At 71.4% G+C, this 20110-nt stretch carries 19 protein-coding genes; 10 read left to right on the plus strand and 9 right to left on the minus strand.

Annotated features, from left to right (window positions below; translation table 11 throughout):
• Nucleotides 1–49: 49 nt before the first annotated feature.
• Together IPQ09_29260 and IPQ09_29265 are read left to right on the plus strand one after the other, a co-directional pair.
• Entirely contained in the window at nt 50–955 is a 906-nt protein-coding gene (locus tag IPQ09_29260; protein MBL0198235.1) for an ATP-sensitive inward rectifier potassium channel 10, read from the plus strand.
• Nucleotides 952–1848 (plus strand): alpha/beta hydrolase, encoded by an 897-nt coding sequence (locus IPQ09_29265; GenBank protein ID MBL0198236.1) that lies wholly within the window; start codon nt 952–954, stop codon nt 1846–1848. The genes IPQ09_29260 and IPQ09_29265 overlap by 4 nt, the downstream gene beginning before the upstream one ends.
• Before the next feature lie 81 nt (nt 1849–1929).
• Here IPQ09_29265 and IPQ09_29270 read toward each other — a convergent pair whose 3' ends face one another.
• From IPQ09_29270 to IPQ09_29280, 3 genes are all read right to left on the minus strand, one after another.
• Nucleotides 1930–2484 (minus strand): TlpA family protein disulfide reductase, encoded by a 555-nt coding sequence (locus tag IPQ09_29270; GenBank protein ID MBL0198237.1) that lies wholly within the window; start codon nt 2482–2484, stop codon nt 1930–1932.
• Nucleotides 2485–2572: 88 nt separating this feature from the next.
• Entirely contained in the window at nt 2573–3976 is a 1404-nt protein-coding gene (radA, locus tag IPQ09_29275; protein MBL0198238.1) for a DNA repair protein RadA, read from the minus strand.
• A gap of 13 nt (nt 3977–3989) precedes the next feature.
• Complete coding sequence (locus IPQ09_29280; protein MBL0198239.1) at nt 3990–4943, minus strand: hypothetical protein; 954 nt, start codon at nt 4941–4943, stop codon at nt 3990–3992.
• A gap of 145 nt (nt 4944–5088) precedes the next feature.
• Between IPQ09_29280 and IPQ09_29285 the strand changes: the two genes are divergently transcribed.
• Nucleotides 5089–6312 carry a serine/threonine protein kinase gene (locus IPQ09_29285; protein ID MBL0198240.1) on the plus strand — a complete coding sequence of 408 codons (1224 nt, stop codon included), beginning with the start codon at nt 5089–5091 and terminating at the stop codon, nt 6310–6312.
• Nucleotides 6305–7438 (plus strand): ThiF family adenylyltransferase, encoded by a 1134-nt coding sequence (locus tag IPQ09_29290; GenBank protein ID MBL0198241.1) that lies wholly within the window; start codon nt 6305–6307, stop codon nt 7436–7438. The genes IPQ09_29285 and IPQ09_29290 overlap by 8 nt, the downstream gene beginning before the upstream one ends.
• Nucleotides 7439–7539: 101 nt before the next feature.
• On the opposite strand, the gene IPQ09_29295 is transcribed toward IPQ09_29290, so the two are convergent.
• Genes IPQ09_29295 through IPQ09_29305 form a run of 3 tightly spaced genes read right to left on the minus strand, consistent with a single transcriptional unit; the run spans nt 7540 to nt 8820 of the window.
• Nucleotides 7540–7938 carry a hypothetical protein gene (locus IPQ09_29295; protein MBL0198242.1) on the minus strand — a complete coding sequence of 133 codons (399 nt, stop codon included), beginning with the start codon at nt 7936–7938 and terminating at the stop codon, nt 7540–7542.
• Entirely contained in the window at nt 7935–8402 is a 468-nt protein-coding gene (locus IPQ09_29300) for a D-tyrosyl-tRNA(Tyr) deacylase (GenBank protein MBL0198243.1), read from the minus strand. The genes IPQ09_29295 and IPQ09_29300 overlap by 4 nt, the downstream gene beginning before the upstream one ends.
• Before the next feature lies 1 nt (nt 8403).
• Nucleotides 8404–8820, minus strand: a complete 417-nt coding sequence (locus tag IPQ09_29305) for a hypothetical protein (protein MBL0198244.1) — start codon at nt 8818–8820, stop codon at nt 8404–8406.
• Nucleotides 8821–8965: 145 nt separating this feature from the next.
• On the opposite strand from IPQ09_29305, the gene IPQ09_29310 reads away from it, so the two are divergent.
• Nucleotides 8966–10312, plus strand: coding sequence for a YcbK family protein (locus IPQ09_29310; protein ID MBL0198245.1), 1347 nt, complete (start codon nt 8966–8968; stop codon nt 10310–10312).
• Between the two features lie 87 nt (nt 10313–10399).
• Here IPQ09_29310 and IPQ09_29315 read toward each other — a convergent pair whose 3' ends face one another.
• The 3 genes from IPQ09_29315 to tldD form a co-directional block, all read right to left on the minus strand.
• On the minus strand, nt 10400–11395 hold the full coding sequence (locus tag IPQ09_29315) for a 4-hydroxythreonine-4-phosphate dehydrogenase PdxA (protein MBL0198246.1): 996 nt from the start codon (nt 11393–11395) through the stop codon (nt 10400–10402).
• A 59-nt stretch (nt 11396–11454) separates the two neighbouring features.
• The gene (locus IPQ09_29320; protein MBL0198247.1) at nt 11455–12126 is read right to left on the minus strand and encodes a winged helix-turn-helix domain-containing protein; all 672 of its coding nucleotides are present in this window, start codon (nt 12124–12126) and stop codon (nt 11455–11457) included.
• A gap of 147 nt (nt 12127–12273) precedes the next feature.
• Nucleotides 12274–13719: a metalloprotease TldD gene (gene tldD, locus IPQ09_29325; GenBank protein ID MBL0198248.1), complete on the minus strand. Its 1446-nt coding sequence runs from the start codon at nt 13717–13719 to the stop codon at nt 12274–12276.
• Between the two features lie 177 nt (nt 13720–13896).
• Between tldD and IPQ09_29330 the strand changes: the two genes are divergently transcribed.
• The 5 genes from IPQ09_29330 to IPQ09_29350 all read left to right on the plus strand — a co-directional run bounded on the left by IPQ09_29330 (nt 13897) and on the right by IPQ09_29350 (nt 20102).
• On the plus strand, nt 13897–14328 hold the full coding sequence (locus tag IPQ09_29330; GenBank protein ID MBL0198249.1) for a CopD family protein: 432 nt from the start codon (nt 13897–13899) through the stop codon (nt 14326–14328).
• Nucleotides 14329–14571: 243 nt separating this feature from the next.
• Nucleotides 14572–17073, plus strand: a complete 2502-nt coding sequence (locus tag IPQ09_29335; GenBank protein MBL0198250.1) for a tetratricopeptide repeat protein — start codon at nt 14572–14574, stop codon at nt 17071–17073.
• 261 nt (nt 17074–17334) lie between these two features.
• Nucleotides 17335–18564, plus strand: coding sequence for an NAD(P)/FAD-dependent oxidoreductase (locus IPQ09_29340; protein MBL0198251.1), 1230 nt, complete (start codon nt 17335–17337; stop codon nt 18562–18564).
• Entirely contained in the window at nt 18555–19520 is a 966-nt protein-coding gene (locus tag IPQ09_29345) for a TusE/DsrC/DsvC family sulfur relay protein (GenBank protein ID MBL0198252.1), read from the plus strand. Before IPQ09_29340 ends, IPQ09_29345 begins: the two co-directional genes overlap by 10 nt.
• Before the next feature lie 108 nt (nt 19521–19628).
• Nucleotides 19629–20102 carry a DsrE/DsrF/DrsH-like family protein gene (locus IPQ09_29350; protein MBL0198253.1) on the plus strand — a complete coding sequence of 158 codons (474 nt, stop codon included), beginning with the start codon at nt 19629–19631 and terminating at the stop codon, nt 20100–20102.
• Nucleotides 20103–20110 lie beyond the last annotated feature (8 nt).

The following is a 20110-nucleotide window of genomic DNA, read 5'->3' on the forward strand; positions in this document are numbered from 1 at the left end:
ACGCACCACGACGCGCCCGCTGCGCGCTTGGAGTAGGCTGACGCCACGCATGGCGACAAGGATACAGCTGGGCGGCGAGACCCAGGAGAGCGCGGCGATCCACGTTCGTGGGCAGCCGTTCCAGCCGCACAAGGACGTGTTCCACTTCGTGCTCCGGGTCCCCTGGGTGGGCTTCTTCGCGCTCGTGACGCTGATCTACGTCGCGGCGAACCTGCTGTTCGCCGCGGCCTACCAGTGGCAGCCGGGGTGCGTGTCGGGCGTGACGAGCTTCGAGAGCGCGTTCTACTTCAGCGTGCAGACGATGGCGACCATCGGCTACGGGACCTTCTCGCCGATCACACGCTACGGCCACATGCTGGTGACGCTCGAGGCGATCATCGGCGTGTTCACGACGGCGATGGTGACCGGCCTCACGTTCGCGAAGTTCGCGCGCCCCACCGCCCGGGTGCTGTTCGCGAACAAGGCCGTCATCACCCGGCGCAACGGCGTGCCGCACCTCATGTTCCGGCTGGCGAACGCGCGCCACAACACGGTCGTGGAGGCGCAGCTCCGCGTGACCTTACTCGTCTGGGAGCGCACGACCGAGGGCGAGTCGATGCGACGCCAGCTCGACGTGCCTCTCGTGCGTGGGAGCACGTCCATCTTCGCGCTCTCGTGGTCGGCGATGCACGAGATCACCAAGGAGAGCCTCTTCTATGGGCCCGAAGGGATGGCGAGGCTCCGCGCGGGAGAGGCGGAGATCGTGCTCAGCATGAGCGGCCTCGACGAGACCATCGTGCAGAACATCCACGCGCGTCACAGATACGCCATCGCCGACGTGGTCGAGAACGCGCGATTCAAGGACATCATCAGCGTCGACGCGTCCGGCGCGCGGGTGCTCGACTACGAGAACTTCCACGAGGTCGAGGCCATGCCGGTCGAGGGCGCCGCCGCGGTCGCCGAGGAGCCGTCATGAGCCAGGCCACGAGGGCGCGCGTCGAGAGCTTCGAAGAGCGCTTCGCCGTGGTGAACGGCGTGCGACTCCACTTCGCGAGCGCCGGGCCCCCCGAGGGGCGGCTCGTCGTGCTGCTCCACGGGTTCCCCGAGTTCTGGTGGTCGTGGCGCCACCAACTCGAGGCGCTCGCCACCGCGGGCTACCGCGTGCTCGCGCCCGACATGCGAGGCTTCGCGCAGTCGGACAAGCCCGCCGGCGTGCGGAGCTACGGAGTGGAGCTGCTCGCGAAGGACGTGGCCGAGCTCGTTCGCCGCGAGGGGCGCGCCTCGGCGATCGTGGTCGGTCACGACTGGGGCGCCGTGGTCGCGTGGCAGGTGGCCATGCGTCACCCCGAGATCGTGGAGCGCCTCGGCGTGCTCAACGTGCCGCACCCGCGCCGCATGCTCGAAGGCCTCCTCACGCGCGAGCAGCTCCGCAAGAGCTGGTACATCTTCTTCTTCCAGATCCCCGGGCTCCCCGAGCGCCTCATCTCACGAAACGACTTCGCGAACCTCCGCGCGATGTTCCGGGAGGACGGCTTCGACGAAGAGGAGATCGATCCGTACGTGGACGCCCTCCGTTACCCCGGCGCTCTCACGGCGGCGCTCAACTACTACCGGGCCGCCGCGCGTGACACCCTCGCAGAGCTGCTCGCGCGAGGCCGCGGCGTCGCGCGTGGCCGCCGCGTCACGTGCCCCGTGCTCGTGCTCTGGGGCAGGCGCGATCGGGTGCTGGGCGCGGAGCTCGCCGCGCCACCCCCCGACCTGGTGCCGAACGCGACGGTCGAGGTGGTCGAGCACGCCTCGCACTGGCTCCAGCGCGACGCGCCCGACCTCGTGAACGCGCGGCTTCTGCGCTTCTTCGAAGAGAGTTGAGCGCCGCTCGCTCGCGGCGCCACAAAAGAGGCGAGGCGCCCCGAGAGTCGGCGCGCCTCGTGCTCCGCGTGCTGCAGGGCCTCAGAGCAGGCTCTTGATCTCCTTCTCGATCTCGGCCTCCTCGCCGTCGTGATAGCCGAGGTGCACGAAGCGAACGACGCCCTGCTTGTCGACGACGAACGAGGCGGGCATGCTCTTCGGCTGCCACTTGCCGGCGATGTCCTTGCCCTTGTCCCACCCGAGCGGGAACTTGGCGCTGAACTGCTCGCCGAACTCCTTGATGCCGGTGTTCTCGTCGTCTTCGGAGATGCCGACGACCTCCACCTGGCCCTTGTACTTCGTGAAAAGCTCCTGGATCTTCGGGAAGGACTTCTTGCAGGGCTCACACCACGTCGCCCAGAAGTCGACGTACACGACCTTGCCCTTCCACTTCTCGATCGAGACCTTGCCCTGACCGTTGAGCGACTCGAACTCGAAGGCGGGAGCGGGCTGACCGATGAGCGGGTGCTTCGCCGCTTCTGCGGCCTTCGGCCCCTCGCCCGCCGGCTCGCCGCACGCGCCGAGCGCCAGGCCCGCGGCGAGAGCGCCGATCGTCAGGAGTTTGGTTGAGAAACCCTTCGTGACGGTGGTTGTCATGAGTCAAGTTCGTATCATAGGGCCGCAGCGTCGCGGGCCAGAACGTGCGGGTCGCGCGCGGGTCGGTAGTCGAATGTAGGACGGGGGCTCAGACCAGAACGGCGAGCGCCTCCTCGAGGGTCTTGACCCCGAGGGCGAGCACCGCGTCGCCGCGTCGACGCTTGGCGTTGGCCGCATTGCCCGCGCCCGCGGCCGACTCGCTGCGTGCGGTCGAGACCTGCGCGGACGGCGCGACCGCGCGCGAGAACCCCATTTCCATCGCCTCGACCAGGCGCTCTTTGGCGCGCGGAACGCTGCGCACCTCGCCAGAGAGACCGAGCTCGCCGAAGGCCACCAACGTCGCGGGCGCGGGGCGGTCGCGGAGGCTCGATGCCACCGCGAGCGCGATCGCGAGATCAGCCGCCGGTTCGTCGACACGGACACCGCCCGCGACGCTGACGAACACGTCGCAGCCGGAGACCGCGAGCCCGGCCTTCCGCTCCAAGATGGCGAGCGTCATCGCGAGCCGCGCGCCATCGACGCCGACGGCGGTGCGGCGCGGCGAGCCGTGCACGAAAGGAGACACGAGCGCCTGCACCTCCACGAGCATCGGGCGCGAGCCCTCGCACGTGGCGCAGATCACGCTGCCAGAGCTGCCCGCTTGACGCTCGGCCAGGAAGAGCGCGCTCGGGTTCTTCACCTCGCGCATGCCGTCGCCGGACATCTCGAACACGCCCACCTCCGTGGCGCTCCCGAAGCGGTTCTTCAGTGCGCGGAGCGAGCGAAACGACTGCCCGCGTTCGCCCTCGAACGCGAGCACGGTGTCGACGAGGTGCTCGAGCACCTTCGGGCCCGCGAGGGCGCCGTCTTTCGTGACGTGACCGACGAGGAACGCGGCGATTCCATCGCGCTTGCATACCTCGACCACACGAGCGGCGACCTCGCGGAGCTGGCTCACCGTCCCGGCGGCGCTCTCCAGCGAGCCGCTGCGGACGGTCTGGACGCTGTCGATCACGACCGCCGCGGGCTTCACCTCCGACAGCGCGTCGATGACGCGATTGAGGTCGCTCTCGGCGAGCACGTAGAGCGAGTCAGTCGTGGCGCCTAGCCGGCGCGCGCGCGCCGCGGTCTGGCCCGCGCTCTCTTCGCCAGACACGTAGAGCGTGCGCACACCCCGGCGGGAGAGCCCCGCGAGGGCCTGCAACAGCAGCGTCGACTTGCCGACCCCCGGATCGCCGCCGAGCAGCGTGACGCCGCCCGGCACGAGGCCCCCGCCAAGGACGCGATCGAGCTCGCCGATCCCCGTCGCCGCGCGCACGTGCGAGTCGCCCTCGATCTCGCCGATCGGCCGAGCCTTCGTAGGACCCGACGAGCGCCGCGTCTTGACTGTGCGCTCCTCGGAGGTCTCCTCGACGAGGCTGTTCCACTCCGAGCAGGTCGTGCAGCGCCCGAGCCAGCGAGGGCTCCGCGCGCCGCACGCCTGACAGACGTACTGGCTCTGGGGCTTCGCCACGCGGGCGCGACCACTACTTCGGCGGCGCGCAGAGCGCGGCGTTCGACAGACAGATCGCCGGGCCGACGTTGCAGTTCTTGGTGCAACGCGCGGCGCCACACACGCCCGAGCCCGAGGTGCAGTCCTTGTGGCACTTGCCGTCCTTCGGGAGGAGCACGTAGGTGGCCGGGCACTTGCCCCCGACGGCGGGGACCTCGGGACCGGTCGCGGACGGCGTAGGGGCGGCGGCGTCTACGACGGCGGGCGGCGGCGCGGCGGCGTCCGCCTTGGGCTGGGGCGGCGGCGCGCCGGCGTCGGAGACGTGATGGTACACGACGCAGGTGGTCACTCCGTCGCCCGCCTTGCCCTTTACGATGCGGGAGGCCGTGCCTTTGCAGGCCTGTCCAGCGGGGCAGTCGGGGTCCTTCTCGCAGACCTTCGCGCAGACAGGGAGGTCCGCCATCACGAGCGTGAGCCCGCCGGGGCAGCTCGCCGGCGGCACCACGGGCGGCGGCGCGGCCGCGTCACGCAGCTTCACGACGCTGGACGCAGGCGCGGGGGTACCGGCGCCCCCGACGGACGGCGCGAACACCCACCCCATGAGACGCTGGGACGTGTTCTTCGAGTTCTCGAAGGTCACGAGGATGTACGCGTCGCGCTGGGCGATCTCGACGACCGCTGTGCCCTTCGGGAGGATCGCGACGAGCGGGCCGTTCGGCGGAGACTCGCGCACGTTCGCCGAGGGCGAGACGACCGTCGCCGCCACGTCGGCGATCTTGGTCTCTTCGCCGAACCGCGCGATGTCGTCGGCGTTCGCGGCCACGGCGGCGGCGGCGGCAGGCGCCGCCGAGGGGGGCGGCTCGGGCGCGGTGGCCGTGTCGGAGGCGATGGGCGTCGCCGCGTCGTCTCCCGCCTTGCCCTTGCGGCAGTGGAGTGCCGGGAGCGCAAGGAGGGCGAGAAAGACGATCGAGAGGGAGGTGCGTCTCATGGTGGGGACTTTTTCTCATGCTTTCGGGGCCGCTGTCTCGCAACGATTTGGTTGGCGGGCGCCGGGGACCTGCCTGCTCGGGCAAGTGCGCGATGTTGCGGCCGTCTCGCTTGTCGCCCGGTCGCCCGCGAGGCACGATGCGCGCGTGGGCCTCTTCGACAGGTTTCGACGCGTCCCCGCGGGCCCGCCCCCGCCGGTGGCGGAGCCCTCGGCGACGCGCGGGGCGGAGCCCGCGTCCCCGCGGGAGCTCCAGGTGCTCGCCCGTGCGGGCCGCGAGGGAGGCCCCTCCGAGCAGGAGGTGCTGAGCGTCCTCGCGAGCCTGCGCGCTTCCCCGCTGGAAGGCCGCGCGCTCGACGTGCTCTTCGCCGCGACGACGGGCCAGCCGCTCCCCGACGCCATCGCGCTGGCAGCGAGCGCGATGCTGGTCGACCGCGGCGAGCGAGCGACGGCGCTCCGGCTCCTCACCCCGGTCACGCACCCGAGCGGCCTCCTCTTGCGCGCCGACCTGGCGGCCGAGTCCGGCGACGTGCCCACGGCGCTCGCGTGCGTCGAGCGGGTGCTCCTCCGCGACCTCGATCACCCCGGGGCGAAGGAGCGCCACGCGCGGTTCCGGGCGGAGCTCGGGCTCGCCGTGCCGCAGCGGAGCGTGCCGGCGGGCGCGACCATGGTCGTGCGCGAGGCCGACGCGCCGTTCGAGCTGCTGCGCGAGATCGCGCGTGGCGGAGCCGGGGCGGTGTACGAAGCCGTCGATCGCGAGCTCGAGCGCCGCGTGGCGCTGAAGGTCTATCACCACCCCGAGCGCGACGCCGAGCAACTCCGCCACGAGGCGAGGGTCGCCAGCGCGCTCGCGGGACGCGGGGTAGTGCGCGTCTACGATCTCGACCCGGAGCACGGGTGGCTCGCGCTGGCGTGGGCGCCCCTCGGCGCCTTCCGCGAGCTCATCCGAGCGCGCGATCGCGCAGCGCTGCTCCCCATCGACCGGTGGCTCTTCCCGCTCGTCGCCGCGCTCGCGCGGGTGCACGCGGCCGGCTGGGTCCATCACGACGTGAAGCCCGCGAACGTGCTCCTCCACGACCTCGACACGCCCATCCTCACCGACTTCGGCATCGCGCGTCGCTTCGGCGAGCCGAGCCCCGCCGGCAGCCTCGGGTACGTGTCGCCCGAGCGCCTCGCCGGCCGGCCGAGCGACCCTCGCGACGATCTGTACGGGCTCGGGCGCATGCTCCAGGACGCCCTCGAGGCGCTCGGCACCACGGCCGACACCGTGCGGTTCCGGCCGTTCGCCACCATCTGCACGGGCCCGGACGCCGACCGCCCCGCCGACGCGCGTGCACTCTACACCCGTCTTCGCGTCGAGCTGCATGCCTGACGCGCCGACCGCTCCTGATCTGCCGCTCGATGAGCTCGCGGAAGCGCTCGCGCGGGGCGAGCCGCTCGCGCTCCTCGACGTGCGCGAGGCCGACGAGTTCGAGGCGGCGCACGTGCCGGGTGCGCGCTCGCTCCCGCTCTCGCAGCTGGAGTCCGCGGCCTCGCGCGACGCGCTCGCACCCCTCGCACCCCTCGCACCCCTCGCTCTCGTCGCCGACCTCGACCCCGGCGCGCTCGTCGTCACGTTCTGCGCCTCGGGGAGGCGCGCCGCACGCGCGCGGGATGCGCTGTCGCGCCTCGGGTTGTCCGGAGCCCGCGCCGCCGCGTCGGGCATGCTGGAGTGGCTAGCCCGTGGGCTGCCAGCCGCGGGCGCGGCGGTCCCGCACCCCGACGACGCGCGGCGCTACGCGCGGCAGCTGCGTCTGCCCGAGGTAGGCCCGCGCGGCCAGGCGCGGCTCGCGCGCGCCCGCGTCGCCATCGTCGGCGTCGGCGGCCTGGGCTGCCCCGCAGCCCTCTACCTCGCCGCCGCAGGCGTCGGGCACCTCACCCTCGTGGACCCCGACCTGGTGTCGCTCGACAACCTCCACAGGCAGGTGCTCTTTCGCACCGACGACGTGGGCACGCCCAAAGTGAGCGCGGCGCGCGCCGCCCTGCTCGCCCGCACGCCGCGGCTCACGGTCGAAGGGCGCGCGCTCCCCCTCGGTCGGGAGAACGCCATCGCGCTGCTCGGTGGGCACGATCTGCTCGTCGACGCGACCGACAACTACGCCGCGCGCGCTGAGGTGAACCGCGCCTCCTGCGAGCTCGAGGTGCCCGCGGTGTTCGGCGCCGTCGCGCGCTTCGAGGGGCAGGTCACCACGCGCCTGCCCGGGCGCGGCCCCTGCTATGTGTGCCTCCACCCGAGCCCCCCCGGCGACGGCATGGCCCCGACCTGCGCGGAGGAGGGCGTGCTGGGCGTGGTGCCGGGCGTCATCGGCCTGCTGCAGGCCCACGAGGCCTTGAAGGTGCTCCTGGGGTACGGCGACCCGCTCGTCGGCACGCTGCTTCACTTCGACGCGAGGACGAGCCGTTTTCGCGCCCTCGGCTTCGATCGCGCGCCGGGCTGCGCCGCGTGCGGCGCGGCCTGACGCGCCAGCAACGAACGGCGACGCCTGCGTGGCTGGCAGCGCGAGGGTCACGCGAGCTTCGTCGTCGAGATCCGGCGCGTGACTGGCGCGCCTCAGGCAGCTCAGCGCAGTACTTTGAACGCGAGCCACACGAGCACGACCACGCACACGAGCCCCACGCCGACCGTGAGCTGCCACGGCGCCTTCTCGCGCCTCGGCGCGCGCTGCGCGAAGAGCAGCTGGGTCGCCGCCGCCACGATGGCGTCGAGGCGCTTCTGCGCGCGCGCCTCGTGCCCCTCCACGGTGAGCTGGGCCCGATAGCGCCCCGCCAGATCGGGCAGGCGTTCGCTGCGCAGCGCATATTCCAAGACGGCCGCGTGCGGCTTGTCGTCGTCCCACGAGCCGAGCACCTTCGCCCAGAGCGCCTCGAAGAGCGCGTCGGCGCTGCCCGGGGCCGGGTGCGCCTCTGCGTCGATGGACGGGCCCGGGCTGTCATTGGGGTCGGGCGCCGCGTCGCTCACGACACCATCTCCGCGGGTCTTGGGCTCTCGAGCCAGAGCGTCACGGGGCCCTCGTTCACGGACGTGACGCGCATGTCGGCCCGGAACCGCCCCGTCGCCACGCCGAGCGTCGGGTAACGCTCACGCGCGAGCGCCACGAAGCCCGCGTAGAGCTGCGCGGCCTCGTCGGGCGCCATGGCCCCCTCGAAGCTCGGTCTTCGCCCCTTGCGGAGGTCGCCGTAGAGCGTGAACTGGCTGACGACCAAGAGCTCGCCGCCCACATCCAGGAGGGCGCGGTCGAGCTTGCCGGCACCGTTCTCGAACACGCGGAGCCCGACGATTTTGTCCAGCATCCACGCGGCGTCGGATGCGAGATCGCCCCTGCCGCAGCCGAGGTAAACGAGGAGGCCATGGCCCACGGAGCCGACCACCTCACCCGCGACGACGACGCTCGCCGAGGCCACGCGCTGCACGACCGCGCGCACGTCAGCGCCTCGGGGCGCCCTGCTCGAGGCGCTTGACGAGGTCGAAGTAGCTCGCGCGATCGTAGGGCTCGTTGAGGATGTGGAAGTCCTTCCGAGTGAGGCCCACGCAGCCGTAGCAGTACGTGCAGCCGTTGCAGTCGAACGAGCGCACGAGGTAGGCCGACGCGCGGCAGCGCTCCGAGTCGCGGCAGTGCGTGCACCCGTGCAGCTCGCGGCTTCCGCTGCAGTGCGACGACTCGGTGCAGCCGTGGCAGTCCTCGCAGTAGTTCGATCGCGTCGTCTTGGTGCACCGCACGCAGAACGTGCAGTCCACACATGACTCGCACGACGTGCAGGCGAGGCAGCCCGCGTTCGCCGTGGTCGTGCGGAACGACGCGAGCAGGTCGCGCAGGCGGGATTCGAAGGCGGACTTGTCCATGGCGGGGGTGGTTCTCGCCGGTCTTCGGCCACCGGAGAAGGACGAACCAACAATCGACGCCGCTTTCTTGGGACAGGGTGCGAGCGTGTGGGATAACGGCCGACATCGCACCAGTCCGGTGCCCCGCCCTAATGGAGGGTGAATCATGAAGCGTCTCGCCTCTCTCGTTGCGCTCGCTCTCCTCGTCCCGTTCTCGGCCTCGGCGAGCCCGTCGGCCCACACGCGGTCGAGTCGCCACCCCGCTGCGAAGGGCGAGCCGGCCCCCGCTGCCGCCGCCCCCAAGCCCGTCAGTGCACCTGTTCGCGCGCCCGCGAAGCCGCGGCACGCGCGTGCGCAGACCCGCGGTCACGTCGACGTGGGTCACCACGAGCCGAGCGTCACTCGCGGCGTGCTCGTCACGAAGGTCTCTGCCCGGCACGTCGAGCGGCCCTCCGCCGGCCCCGACCGCGCCGATCGCCACGCGCACCTCGCGAACAAGCGCGAGGAGCAGCGGCCGAGCCCCGCCTCGATCGAGCGCACCTCGCACGGCGCGAAGAAGCCGCTGCCGCTGCTGCCCGCCGCCGCGCTCCAGCGGGCCTCTGCCCGCGAGCTCGGCGAGGGCGCCGCGAAGGCCGCGCCTCGTCCCGGCCACGAGCCGCGCGGCGCCAAGCCCGAGGACAAGGCGCCCAAGGCGGCGCCGAAGCCCGCGGCGGCGGCGAAGGAGGGCGGGTGCCCCAAGACCGCAGCCCAGCCGAAGGCGGCGCGGGAGTGCCTGCACGACCCCGTGGAGCTCGTGCGCGGCGCCGAGATCGATCGATTCGCGCTGCAGCGCTGTGAAGGAGGCCTCGCCCCTTTAGCGCTTGAGCGCCTCAGCGTCGCGTTGCGCCCAAGTCAGGTGGCGCGGCCGGTGCTCGACCTCCGGTCGACGCCGAGACCTGGGTCGCTCTCCAAAAAGGCGAAGTCTGCTCACGAGGTCGGCAAGGCTGGCAAAGCCGAGGCCGAGAAGCGCGAGGACGTCCTCCCCTCGCAGATCAAGCGAGTCGATCCGGGCCTCGCCGAGCGCCTCGACCTCATCGCAGGGCACTTCCAGAAGCCCGGGCGCCCGCTCCGTGTCTCGGTGGTCTCCGGCTACCGCCCCGCCTCCGCGGGAAGCCAGCACGCCCACGGCCGAGCTATGGACATCCGGGTCGAGGGCGTCGAGAACGAGGAGCTCGTCGCCTTCTGCAAGTCTATCCCGGACACGGGCTGCGGCTACTACCCGAACTCGTCGTTCGTGCACGTCGACGTGCGGGATCCCGGCGCCGGCCACGTCTCGTGGATCGACGCGAGCGGCCCCGGCGAGTCACCGCACTACGTCACCGAGTGGCCCCTGAAGGCGGCGAAGCCCTCGGAGCCGCCGGCCGTCACGGGGGGCGATGAGCACCCGGCGTCCACCCCGCCCGAGGTCGCCAAGGAGCCCGAGGCCCCGAAGGGTGGCAAGCCCCAGGAGCTCATCGACGGCGTGCGCGACTAGCGTGCTTCGTTGCTCCTCGTCGGCTAGCGAGTCTCCACCGGCGAGCCGACCCCGGACGCATGAAGACCCGCGCACTTGCGAGGGCTTCTATCGCTCAGCCCTCGCGCGGGCCATCCTCGCGGCGAGCCCGATGGCCTCGCGCATGCCGCGCGCGTCGGCGGCGCCGGTGCCCGCGCGATCGTAGGCGGTGCCGTGGTCGACGCTGGTGCGCACGATGGGCAGCCCGAGCGAGACGTTCACCGCTTCGCCGAAGCCCGTGAGCTTCATCGCGATCGTCGCCTGATCATGGAACATCGCGACGACGCCCGCGTACGCGCCCTCCGCGGCGAGGCGGAGCGCGGTCTCCGCGGGGACGGGCCCCGCCACCGAGACCCGCGCGGTGGTCACGTCTCGACCGAGCGCGCGGCGGGCGGCGCGGACGGCGGGCGCGATCTCGGCGATCTCCTCTCCGCCGAGGAGGCCCTCCTCGCCCGCGTGCGGGTTCAGGCCGGCCACCGCGAGGGCGACCGGACCGGACTCGAGATCCGCGAGGAACCGCGCCGTGTGAAGCGTGGCGCGCAGCACCTCGTGACGCGTGATCGCCCTCGACACCTGGCGCAAGGCGAGGTGAGTGGTGACGAGCGATGTGGTGAATCTACTTGACCAAAACGCCATGGTCACGCTGGGCGCGCCGAGGCGCCTCATGAGGTGCTCGGTGTGGCCGGCGAAGCCGCGCGAGCCCGGCGCGCCGGAACGCACGACCGCGGCCTTGCTGACCGGGCCGGTGACCAGGGCGTCGGCGAGCCCATCGCGTGCCCAGTCGGCGCCCAGGTCGACGTAGGCGAGCTGGGCCGCGCCGCCCGCCTTCGACGGGGCGCCAGCGCGGCGATCGCGGGGAGAGAGCGCGCGATGCGGCGTCACGACGCCGAGGAGGCCGCGCTCCAGCGAGAAGCCCTCGGCGGCGGTCGCGACGCGGACCAGCCGCGACGGGTCTACGCCCACCGCGCGCGCCCGCTCCTGCAGGCAGCCCATGTCGCCGAGCAGCACCGCGCGCGCGCCCCGCGGAAGCGCGCGCGCGGCGAGCAGGCTCACGTCCGGCCCCACCCCGGACGGGCAACCGGTGCTCACCACCAAGCGCGGGCCCTGCGCTCTCACGCGCCCGCTCACGTGCGGCCCCGCTCTTCGCCCGCCGCGCGCAGCACGTAGCCGGCGCCGCGGCGGGTCTCGAGGGGGAGCGCGTCGCCGAGCTTCGCGCGGAGGCGGCGCACGTGGATGTCGACCGTCCGCGCGCCGCCTTCGTAGCGCGGCCCCCACACGCGCGCGAGGAGGGTGGAGCGTGGGAACACGCGGCCGCGGCTCTGCGCCAGGAACGCGAGGAGCGAGAACTCCTTGGCCGTGAGGGGCACGCGGTGCCCGTCGAGGCTCACCTCGCGCGCCGCACGATCGATGAGGAGGCCCCCGACCTTGACGCGCTCCTCGGTGAGAAACTCGCTCTTCTGCCACTCGAGCCGGCGGATGCGCGCGTAGAGCTCGGCAGGGAAATACGGCAGCACGATGAAGTCGTCGAAGCCCTCGAAGCCGGACTGCGGCTCCACGCGCGCCACCTGGCGCTCCGGCAGGGCGAGCAACGTGGGGACGGCGGCGAGCTGCGGATCACGGCGTAGCCCTCGCAGCGCGGCCACGGCCAGATCGGGACGATCGCCCCCTTCGACCACGACCGCCCGGACCTGGGCGCCGGGCGCGCCGTAGCCCGTGGCCTTGCCTACCTCCTCCCACAGGGCGATCGGCTCGTCCCAGAAGTCGAGGGTGAGCACCTCGGCGCCGAGCTGGCGCAGCACCGTCGCGGCGGTGCCCTCGTCCCACAGGCGCGGCTTGTCGCCGACGACGACGATCGCCCGCGCTTTCGTACCGACGCGTCCACCCGAGGGCCGCTGCGGCGGCAGTGGGGAGCCCGGCGCAGGCTGCGCGCCACGCGACACCGCTCAGACCTTCGTGCCGCCGACCGTGATCGCCGAGATCTTGATGGTCGGACAGCCGACGCCGACGGGGACGCTCTGCCCGTCTTTTCCGCAGGTCCAGACGCCGTCGGAGATCTCGACGTCGTGCCCCAGCATGGTGACCTTGCGGAGCACATCCGGCCCGTTCCCGATGAGGTTTACGCCCTTCAGCGGAGCTGTGAGCTTGCCGTCCTCCACGAGGTAGCTCTCCGTGAGCGAGAACACGAAATCGCCGTTGGCGATGTCGACCTGCCCGCCGCCGAACTTCTTCGCGTAGATGCCCTTCTTCACGGTGCGGAGGATCTCCTCGGGGTCGTGGGGCCCAGCCGTGAGGATGGTGTTGGTCATGCGGGGAAGCGGCACGCTCGCGAAGCTCTCGCGGCGCCCGTTCCCGCTCGGCGCGCGGCCGTAGTGGCGGGCGCTGTGCCGATCGTGCATGTAGCCTCGGAGGACGCCCTTCTCGATGAGGACCGAGCTCGAGGGCTCGAAGCCCTCGTCGTCCACGTTCACCGAGCCGCGCGACTGAAGCAGCGTCGCGTCGTCGATGACCGTGCACAGCTCGCTCGCGACCTCGCGCCCGATCTGGCCAGAATAGTTGCTCGTGCCCTTCCGGTTGAAGTCGGCCTCGAGCCCGTGCCCGACCGCCTCATGGAGGAGGATCCCGCTGTCGCCCGGCGCGAGGACGACCTCGAAGGTGCCCGCGGGCGCCTCCTCGGCGTCCAGCATGCGGAGCGCGAGCGACGCGGCCTGCTCGGCGTGCCATTCGGGCGACTTGCCGTCGAAGTACCCGAGCGTGCTGCGCCCGCCGCCCCCGGAGGAGCCCTCTTGGCGCTTGCCGTCGCGCTCGGCGATGACCCGCACGCCGAACCGCATGAGCGGCTGCGTGTCGCGCGCCATGCGGCCCTCGGAGGTGACGACCAGGATCTCGCGGAGCTCCTCGGCGAAGCTCGCCTCGACCTTCACGACGCGTGGATCGAAGGCCTCGGCCCGCTTCGCCGCGCGCTCGAGGAGGGCGCGCTTCTCGAGGCCCGCGACGTCGAGCGTCACGGTGTCGAGCTCGTAGCGCTTGGGCACCGCCACTTCGACGGCCCGCACCGGCGCGAGCGCGCCTCCCTCGACGGCGATCTGCGCCGCGGTGGCCGCCGCGTGCTGCATCGACGCCCAGTCGAGCTTCTCGACGTACGCGTACCCCGTGGCGTCGCCCTTCTGTGCCCGAACACCGAGGCCCACCGAGACGCCGCGGGACGCGCTCTTCAGGATGCCCTCGTCGTACACGAGCCCCCCCGCGGCGCGGTACTCGAAGAAGAGATCGGCGTAGTCGGCGCCCTTGGAGAGCGCGACGGCGAGCAGCTTCTCGGCGAGCTGGACGTCGATCTCGGTGGGGCCGCCGGGGCCGAAGGGAGCCTTGTAGAGGGCGGACACGGTGGCCATGGCGCACCACCGTAAGCGGTCGCGCCGCCGAGCGGAAGCGGTTCGCTCGCAGAACCTGTCGTGAGCCCCGCGGGGACGAACGAAGGTCGATCGGGCCCGAGCCTAGGGCGAGGTGTCGCTTCCCTTCTTTTTCCTCCGGGCCCAACCGCTGCTGCACTAAGGTGCCTCACGTCGCTCATGCTTCTCTTGCTCGTCGCCGTCCATGTCATGGCCAACGTCGTCTGGATCGGCGCGATCGCCTCCGTGGGCTGGCTCACGCGTCACGCGGCGTCCCTCGCCGAGGCCGAGGGGCGTGCCGTCGCGCGCGCGGCCTACGAGCTTCTCTACCTGCGCGCCGCGGTGCCAGCGTTCGTGGTGAGCTTCCTCGCGGGCGTCGGGCGCCTCGCCGCCGATCCAAAGACCTACTTCACCCTTCATTGGTTCCACGGCAAGCTCTTCTTCGCCTTCGCTGTGATCGGCGTCCACCACGTGCTCGGCGCGCGGGCGAAAAAGGCTGCGGGAGGGAGTATGCAAGGGGCTGAAAGCAGCGCTATTCTCACGGGTGCGTTGCTCGTCGCCACCTTCCTCGTCCTGGTCTTTGCCGTCCTCAAAGGGAGCCTCGTGACCTAGTGCTGTCTCCCGCCTCTCCCGTCATCGCCGCCTGGTCGCGCCCCGCGCTCGAAGCGCGCGCCGCGCGCGCGCCCGCCCTGCGCCCCAGCCTGTCCGCCCCGTCCAGCCTGCCCGGCCTGCCCTGCTCGTCCAGCCCGCGCTTGCCCCGCTTGCCCCGCTTGCCCCGCTCGCCCCGCTTGCCCCGCTCGCCCCGCTCGCCCCGCTCGCCCCGCTCGCCCCGCACCCGAAGGAGAACATCCCCCCGTGGCCATTGACCGCGAGAAGGTGCTCCAAGCCGCCCAGAAGTACGCCGAGAAGAAGAAGTACGACAAGGCGGTCATCGAGTATCAAAGGCTCGTCGCAGCGGATCCGAACGACGCGCGCACTCTCCTGAAGATCGGCGATCTCCAGACGAAGATGGGCACGTACCCGGACGCGATCGCGACGTACGAGGGCGTCGGGCGCCTCTACGCCCAGCAGGGGTTCGCGCTCAAGGCGATCGCGGTCTACAAGCAGATTCGGGAGCTCATCGCGAAGCACGCCCCTACGCTCGACGAGCGCTACGGGCACATCACGCCCAAGCTCGCGGAGCTGTACGAGCAGCTCGGCCTCGTGAGCGACGCGCTCGCGGCCCTCGACGAGGTCGCTACGCGCTTTCAGCGCCAGCAACGCGACGCCGAGGCGATCGCGGTGTGCCAGAAGATCGTGCAGCTCGACCCGAGCAACCCCCTCCCGCACCTGCGCCTGGCGGAGGCCCTCTCCCGCACGCGCGACCTCGATGGCGCGGTCTCGTCGTTCAAGGCGGCGTCCACGCTCCTCATGCAGATCGGCCGGCGCGACGACGCGGTGAAGGTGCTGGAGCGGCTGCTCCATCACAAGACCGACCTCGAGCAGGCTCGACTCTGCGCCGAGCTCTACCTCGAGCGAGGGCAGCCGCAGGACGGAATGCTCGCGCTCGCGAAGCTGCAGCTCTGCTTCCAGGCCGACCCTCGCAACCTCGACACTCTCGGCCTGCTTTCGCGCGCGTTCAACGTGATCGGGCAGGCGGCGAAGTCGATCGAGGTGCAGAAGGAGATGGCGCGCGTCGCACGCGACAGCGACCAGCGCGACCTGTTCCGCGAGATCGCGACGAGGCTCTTGCAGCTCGCGCCGCACGACGACGTGGTCCAGCGCCTCGCGGGCCAGGCGATGCCCGAACGCGTGCAGGCCTACGTGCCACCGCCGCAGGCCACCGCGCCCCCTCCGGCTCCTCCGGCCCCTCCCGTCCCGCAGCCCGCGGCGGCACAGTTCGCCCAGACCGCGATCGGCGGCGGCCAGGCGTGGCCCCTCGCGGCGCCGCCTGAAGAGGTCGAGGACTCCGGCAGCTACGAGTCGGCGGACGAGTACGCGGAAGAGGCCGAGCCCGAGCCCGAGCCCGAGCCCGAGCCCGAGCCCTTCGCGCCCCCGCAGGCGGAGTCGGAGCCGGCGCCGCCGGCGGACGTGCCCCAGCTTCTGGAGAGCGCCGCGGCTTTCCGCCGCGTGCGCCTCTACGCCAAGGCGCTCGAGGCGCTCGTGGCAGCCCTCGAGCTCGAGCCCCGCTCCGTCGAGGTCTACGAGGCGATGCGCGACATCTACCTCGAGGACAACCGGGTCGACGACGCCGTGCAGGCGATGCTCTTCGTCGCGAGCCTGAACGTCGACGCGCTCGACGGCGACGCCGCGGCCCGCACGCTCCAGGACGTGCTCGCGTACGATCCAAGCAACGGGCGCGCCATCGAGATGCTCCGCGAGCTCGGCTACGAGGTCGTGGACGAGTACGGCGAGTCGAGCCAGGCCAGCGAGATCACCGAGCAGGGCTATGCCGACGAGGCCAGCCAGCAGCTGCCTTCCTACGATCTCGAAGAGATGGGCCCGCAGGACGTGTCGCCGCAGTACGCGTCGCCGAATGTCGTGGCGCGCGGTGGCGAGCCCGGCGGGCTGCCTCGCTTCACGATGGAGGCGCAGGAGCGCGACGCGCCCTCGGTGCCCCCTCGGCCAGGCGGCTCCGCCGCTCCCACGGGCCTCAGCCTCGAGGAGGCCCTCGAAGAGTCCGAGTTCTTCGCCTCCCGCGGGCTCTTCGACGACGCCTACAACATCCTCGTCGCTCAGCTCGAGCGGTACCCGAACCACCCTCTGCTCCGGGAGCGGCTCGCGGAGCTCGAGTACCCGACCGAGGCGAGCGGCGCGCACGAGCGCCCCGTCAACGACGAGACCGATCGCAGCTTCGCTATCGCGGAGTCCCTCGACGTCTATCCGGAGGCGCCCGTCACCGCGGCGGCCGGCTTCCGCTCGGCGGACCAGCAGGTGAACGTCGAAGAGGTGTTCGCCAAGTTCAAGCAGGGCGTGGAGACCCAGGTCGCCGAGGACGACTCGCAGACCCACTACGACCTCGCCGTCGCCTACAAGGAGATGGGGCTCATCGACGACGCCATCCGCGAGTTCGACACGGCCTCGCGCGACCAGGAGATGGAGTGCGTCTGCCAAAGCATGATCGGCACCCTCGAGCTCGCGCGCGGCAACACCACCGAGGCGGTCACGGCCTTCCTTCGGGGTCTGAACGCGCCCGTGAAGGAGCCGCAGCAGGAGACCCTCTTGCTCTACGAGCTCGGCAACGCTTACGAGGCCAAGAAGATGCCGCGCGAGGCGCTCGCGTACTTCCAGAAGGTCGTGCGCAAGGACCCGCGCTACCGCGACGTGACCGAGCGCATCACGCGCCTCGGCCACAAGGTGCCTGGCCGCGCGAGCTGAAGAGCCGTCACTTTTCTAGGTAAGCACGCACCGCAGGATCGCGACGAAGGTGGCGGCGAGCTCGGCTTCGTGTACGCGCGGCCCTGACGGGCTCGCGGCGAGGCGGGCTACGGCCCCGTGTCGCGTCGGCGGATCGCAGCTTCTGCGCCCGCCCCGCGAACCCCTTGCGCGCGCCGCGAGAGACCTCGCGAAATGGCGCAAATGCGCGCGGTCACTTCAAGGCACACACCTTGCTCAATGCCCACGGAGCAGGAGGCGCGCATGAAGCGAGCGGTGATCTTAGGGGCAGGGACAGCCGGGACGATGATGGCGAACAAGCTCGCCAAGGCGCTCCCGGAGGACACCTGGAAGATCGTCGTCGTCGATCGCGACGACCAGCACGTCTATCAACCGGGCCTGCTCTTCCTGCCATTCGGCATGTATAGGCGCGACGATTTGATCAAGCGGCGGACGCAGCTCGTCGACCGCCGGGTGGAGCTCCGCCTCGCCGAGGTGGATCGCGTCGCGCCCGACGAGAGCGTGATCCACTTCAAGCGCGGCGACAAGCTCGCGTACGACATTCTGATCATCGCGACCGGCTCTCGCGTGCTGCCCGAGCAGACCGAAGGCCTCACCGCCGAGGGGTGGCGCGACACCGCCTTCGACTTCTACACACTCGACGGCGCGCTCGGGCTCGCGGAGAAGCTCGCCGACTGGCCTGGCGGCCGCCTGGTGGTCAACGTCGTCGAAATGCCCATCAAGTGCCCTGTCGCGCCGCTCGAGTTCGTGTTTCTGGCCGAGGCGTTCTTCCGTAAGCGAGGCATTCGCGACAAGGTGGAGCTCGTGTACGCGACTCCCCTCGAGGGCGCCTTCACCAAGCCGCAGGCGTCGGCCGCCCTCGGCGACATGCTCACGAAGCGGGGTATCGAGGTGGTCGGCGACTACTCGCTCGCTCGAGTCGACGGCGGGAAGCGCGCGATGACGTCGTACGACGGCCGCGAGCTAGGGTACGACCTGCTCGTCACGGCCCCGCTGCACAGCGGCTCCGAGGCGCTCGCGCGCTCGCAGATGACCGACGCCGGCGGGTGGTTCCCCACGGACAAGCACACGCTGCAGAGTCCGCGCTTCCCGAACGTGTTCGCCCTCGGGGACGCCACCGATCTCCCCACCTCGAAGGCGGGCGCCGTCGCCCACTTCCAGTCGGAGGTGCTCTTCGAGAACGTGCTCCGCTTCGTCGACGGCAAGCCGCCCGAGCCGGCGTTCGACGGGCACGCGAACTGCTTCATCGAGACAGGCGACGGCAAGGCGATGTTGATCGACTTCAACTACGAGACCGAGCCGCTGCCCGGGCGATACCCCCTCCCCGGGGTGGGGCCGTTCACGCTGCTCGGGGAGAGCGAGATCAACCACTGGGGCAAGCTCGCCTTCAAGTGGGTTTATTGGAACGTCCTCTTGGCAGGCAAAGAGCTGCCCCTCGATCACCGCATGCTCATGGCTGGGAAGTGGAGCTGAACATGGAGGCCGACAAGCTTGACACAGTCCTCGCCCGCCTCGACGCCCTCAGCGCGAGGGTGCACGATCTCACCGAGCGGCAGCGCAAGCAGGACGAGCTGTTCTCGGAGATGAGCCCCATCCTGAAGGAGGTCATGGCGACCGCCACGACGCGCCTCGACGCGCTCGAAAAGAGGGGCTACTTCGCCTTCGGGCGCGAGCTCGTCGGCGTGGGCGAGCGCATCGTGGAGGGCTTCTCGCCCGACGACGTGCGCCTGCTCGGCGACTCGGTCGTGGCCATTCTGGAGACCGTGCGGACGTTGACGCAGCCCGAGGTGCTCGCGGTGGCGGGCGAGGCGAGCGAGGCGTTGCAGAAGGCCGACCAGGTCGAGCCCATCGGCATCCTCGGGATGGTGCGCGCGTCGCGCGACGAGGAAGTGCAGAAGGGCATGGCCGTCATGATGGACGTGGTACGCCACGTGGGGCGCGTCGCCGAGATCGTCGCCAAGCGGAGGGCGCCGCGACCCGCCGACGCCCGGGCGCGGCTCGCCGCGGTCACCGGCGCGAGGCGGCGCCCTGTGCTCGGCGTGGAGCGACCTCGCGCCTCGCCCCCCAAGCCCGCGGCCGCGCAGTCCGAGGGGGGTGCCGCGTCGAGCACCAAGCCCGCCGAGGTCGCGGCGGTGATCGAGGGCGTCGCCTTCACGCGGGACGGGCACCTCGCCGACGCGGGCGCGTGGTCCGAAGGGCTCGCCCTGAAGCTCGCGGAGACCCACGGCCTCGCCCTCGACGCGCCGCGCTGGGCGGTGGTTCGATTCGCCCGCGCGGACTTCGAGGCCACGGGCGCGGCGCCCAACATTCGGCGCCTGACCCAGGGCACGGGAGTGACGACCAAAGACCTCTACGGCCTGTTCCCGAAGGCCCCCGCGCGCACGATCGCCAAGATCGCGGGAATACCGAAGCCCGCCGGCTGCATCTGAGCCCCGCGAGCCCGCGCTCGCCATGAACGGGAACATCTCGCCACCCGAACGCGGACTCCCCACGAAGGGGACCGCTGATTGCCTTCTACGTCTCCAGGAGGAGCCTCGATGAACGTCGCCACGTCCAAACGAAGAGTTGCCATCATCGTCTCTCACGGCGGGCTCGATGAGGTCTATCCGGGCCTCATCCTCGGGAACGCCGCGCGGCAGTCGGGCATTGACGCCTTCCTCTTCTTCACGTTCTGGGGGCTCGACGCCATCACCGAGTCGAAGGTCGACCACCTGCACATGAACCTCGCCGGAAACGCGAGCTCGAACATGCCGACCGTGCTCGCCGGGCTCCCCGGCATGGAGAGCCTCGCGGCCTCGATGATGAAGAAGCAAATGGCCGAGCTCGACCTCCCCACGGTCCGTGAGATGATGCAGATCCTGGACGAGTCGGGCGCGGAGCTGTTCGCGTGCGAGCTCGCGATGAAGATGTTCAAACGCGAGGGCAAAGATCTCCTGCCGCAGGTGAAGGACGTGATCACCGCCGGCGACTTCTACGACCTCGCCGAGGGCGCCCAGATCATCTTCACCTGACGCCGACG

It is taken from the genome of Myxococcales bacterium (assembly GCA_016720545.1).
In the GTDB taxonomy this organism is placed as follows: domain Bacteria; phylum Myxococcota_A; class Polyangia; order Polyangiales; family Polyangiaceae; genus JAAFHV01.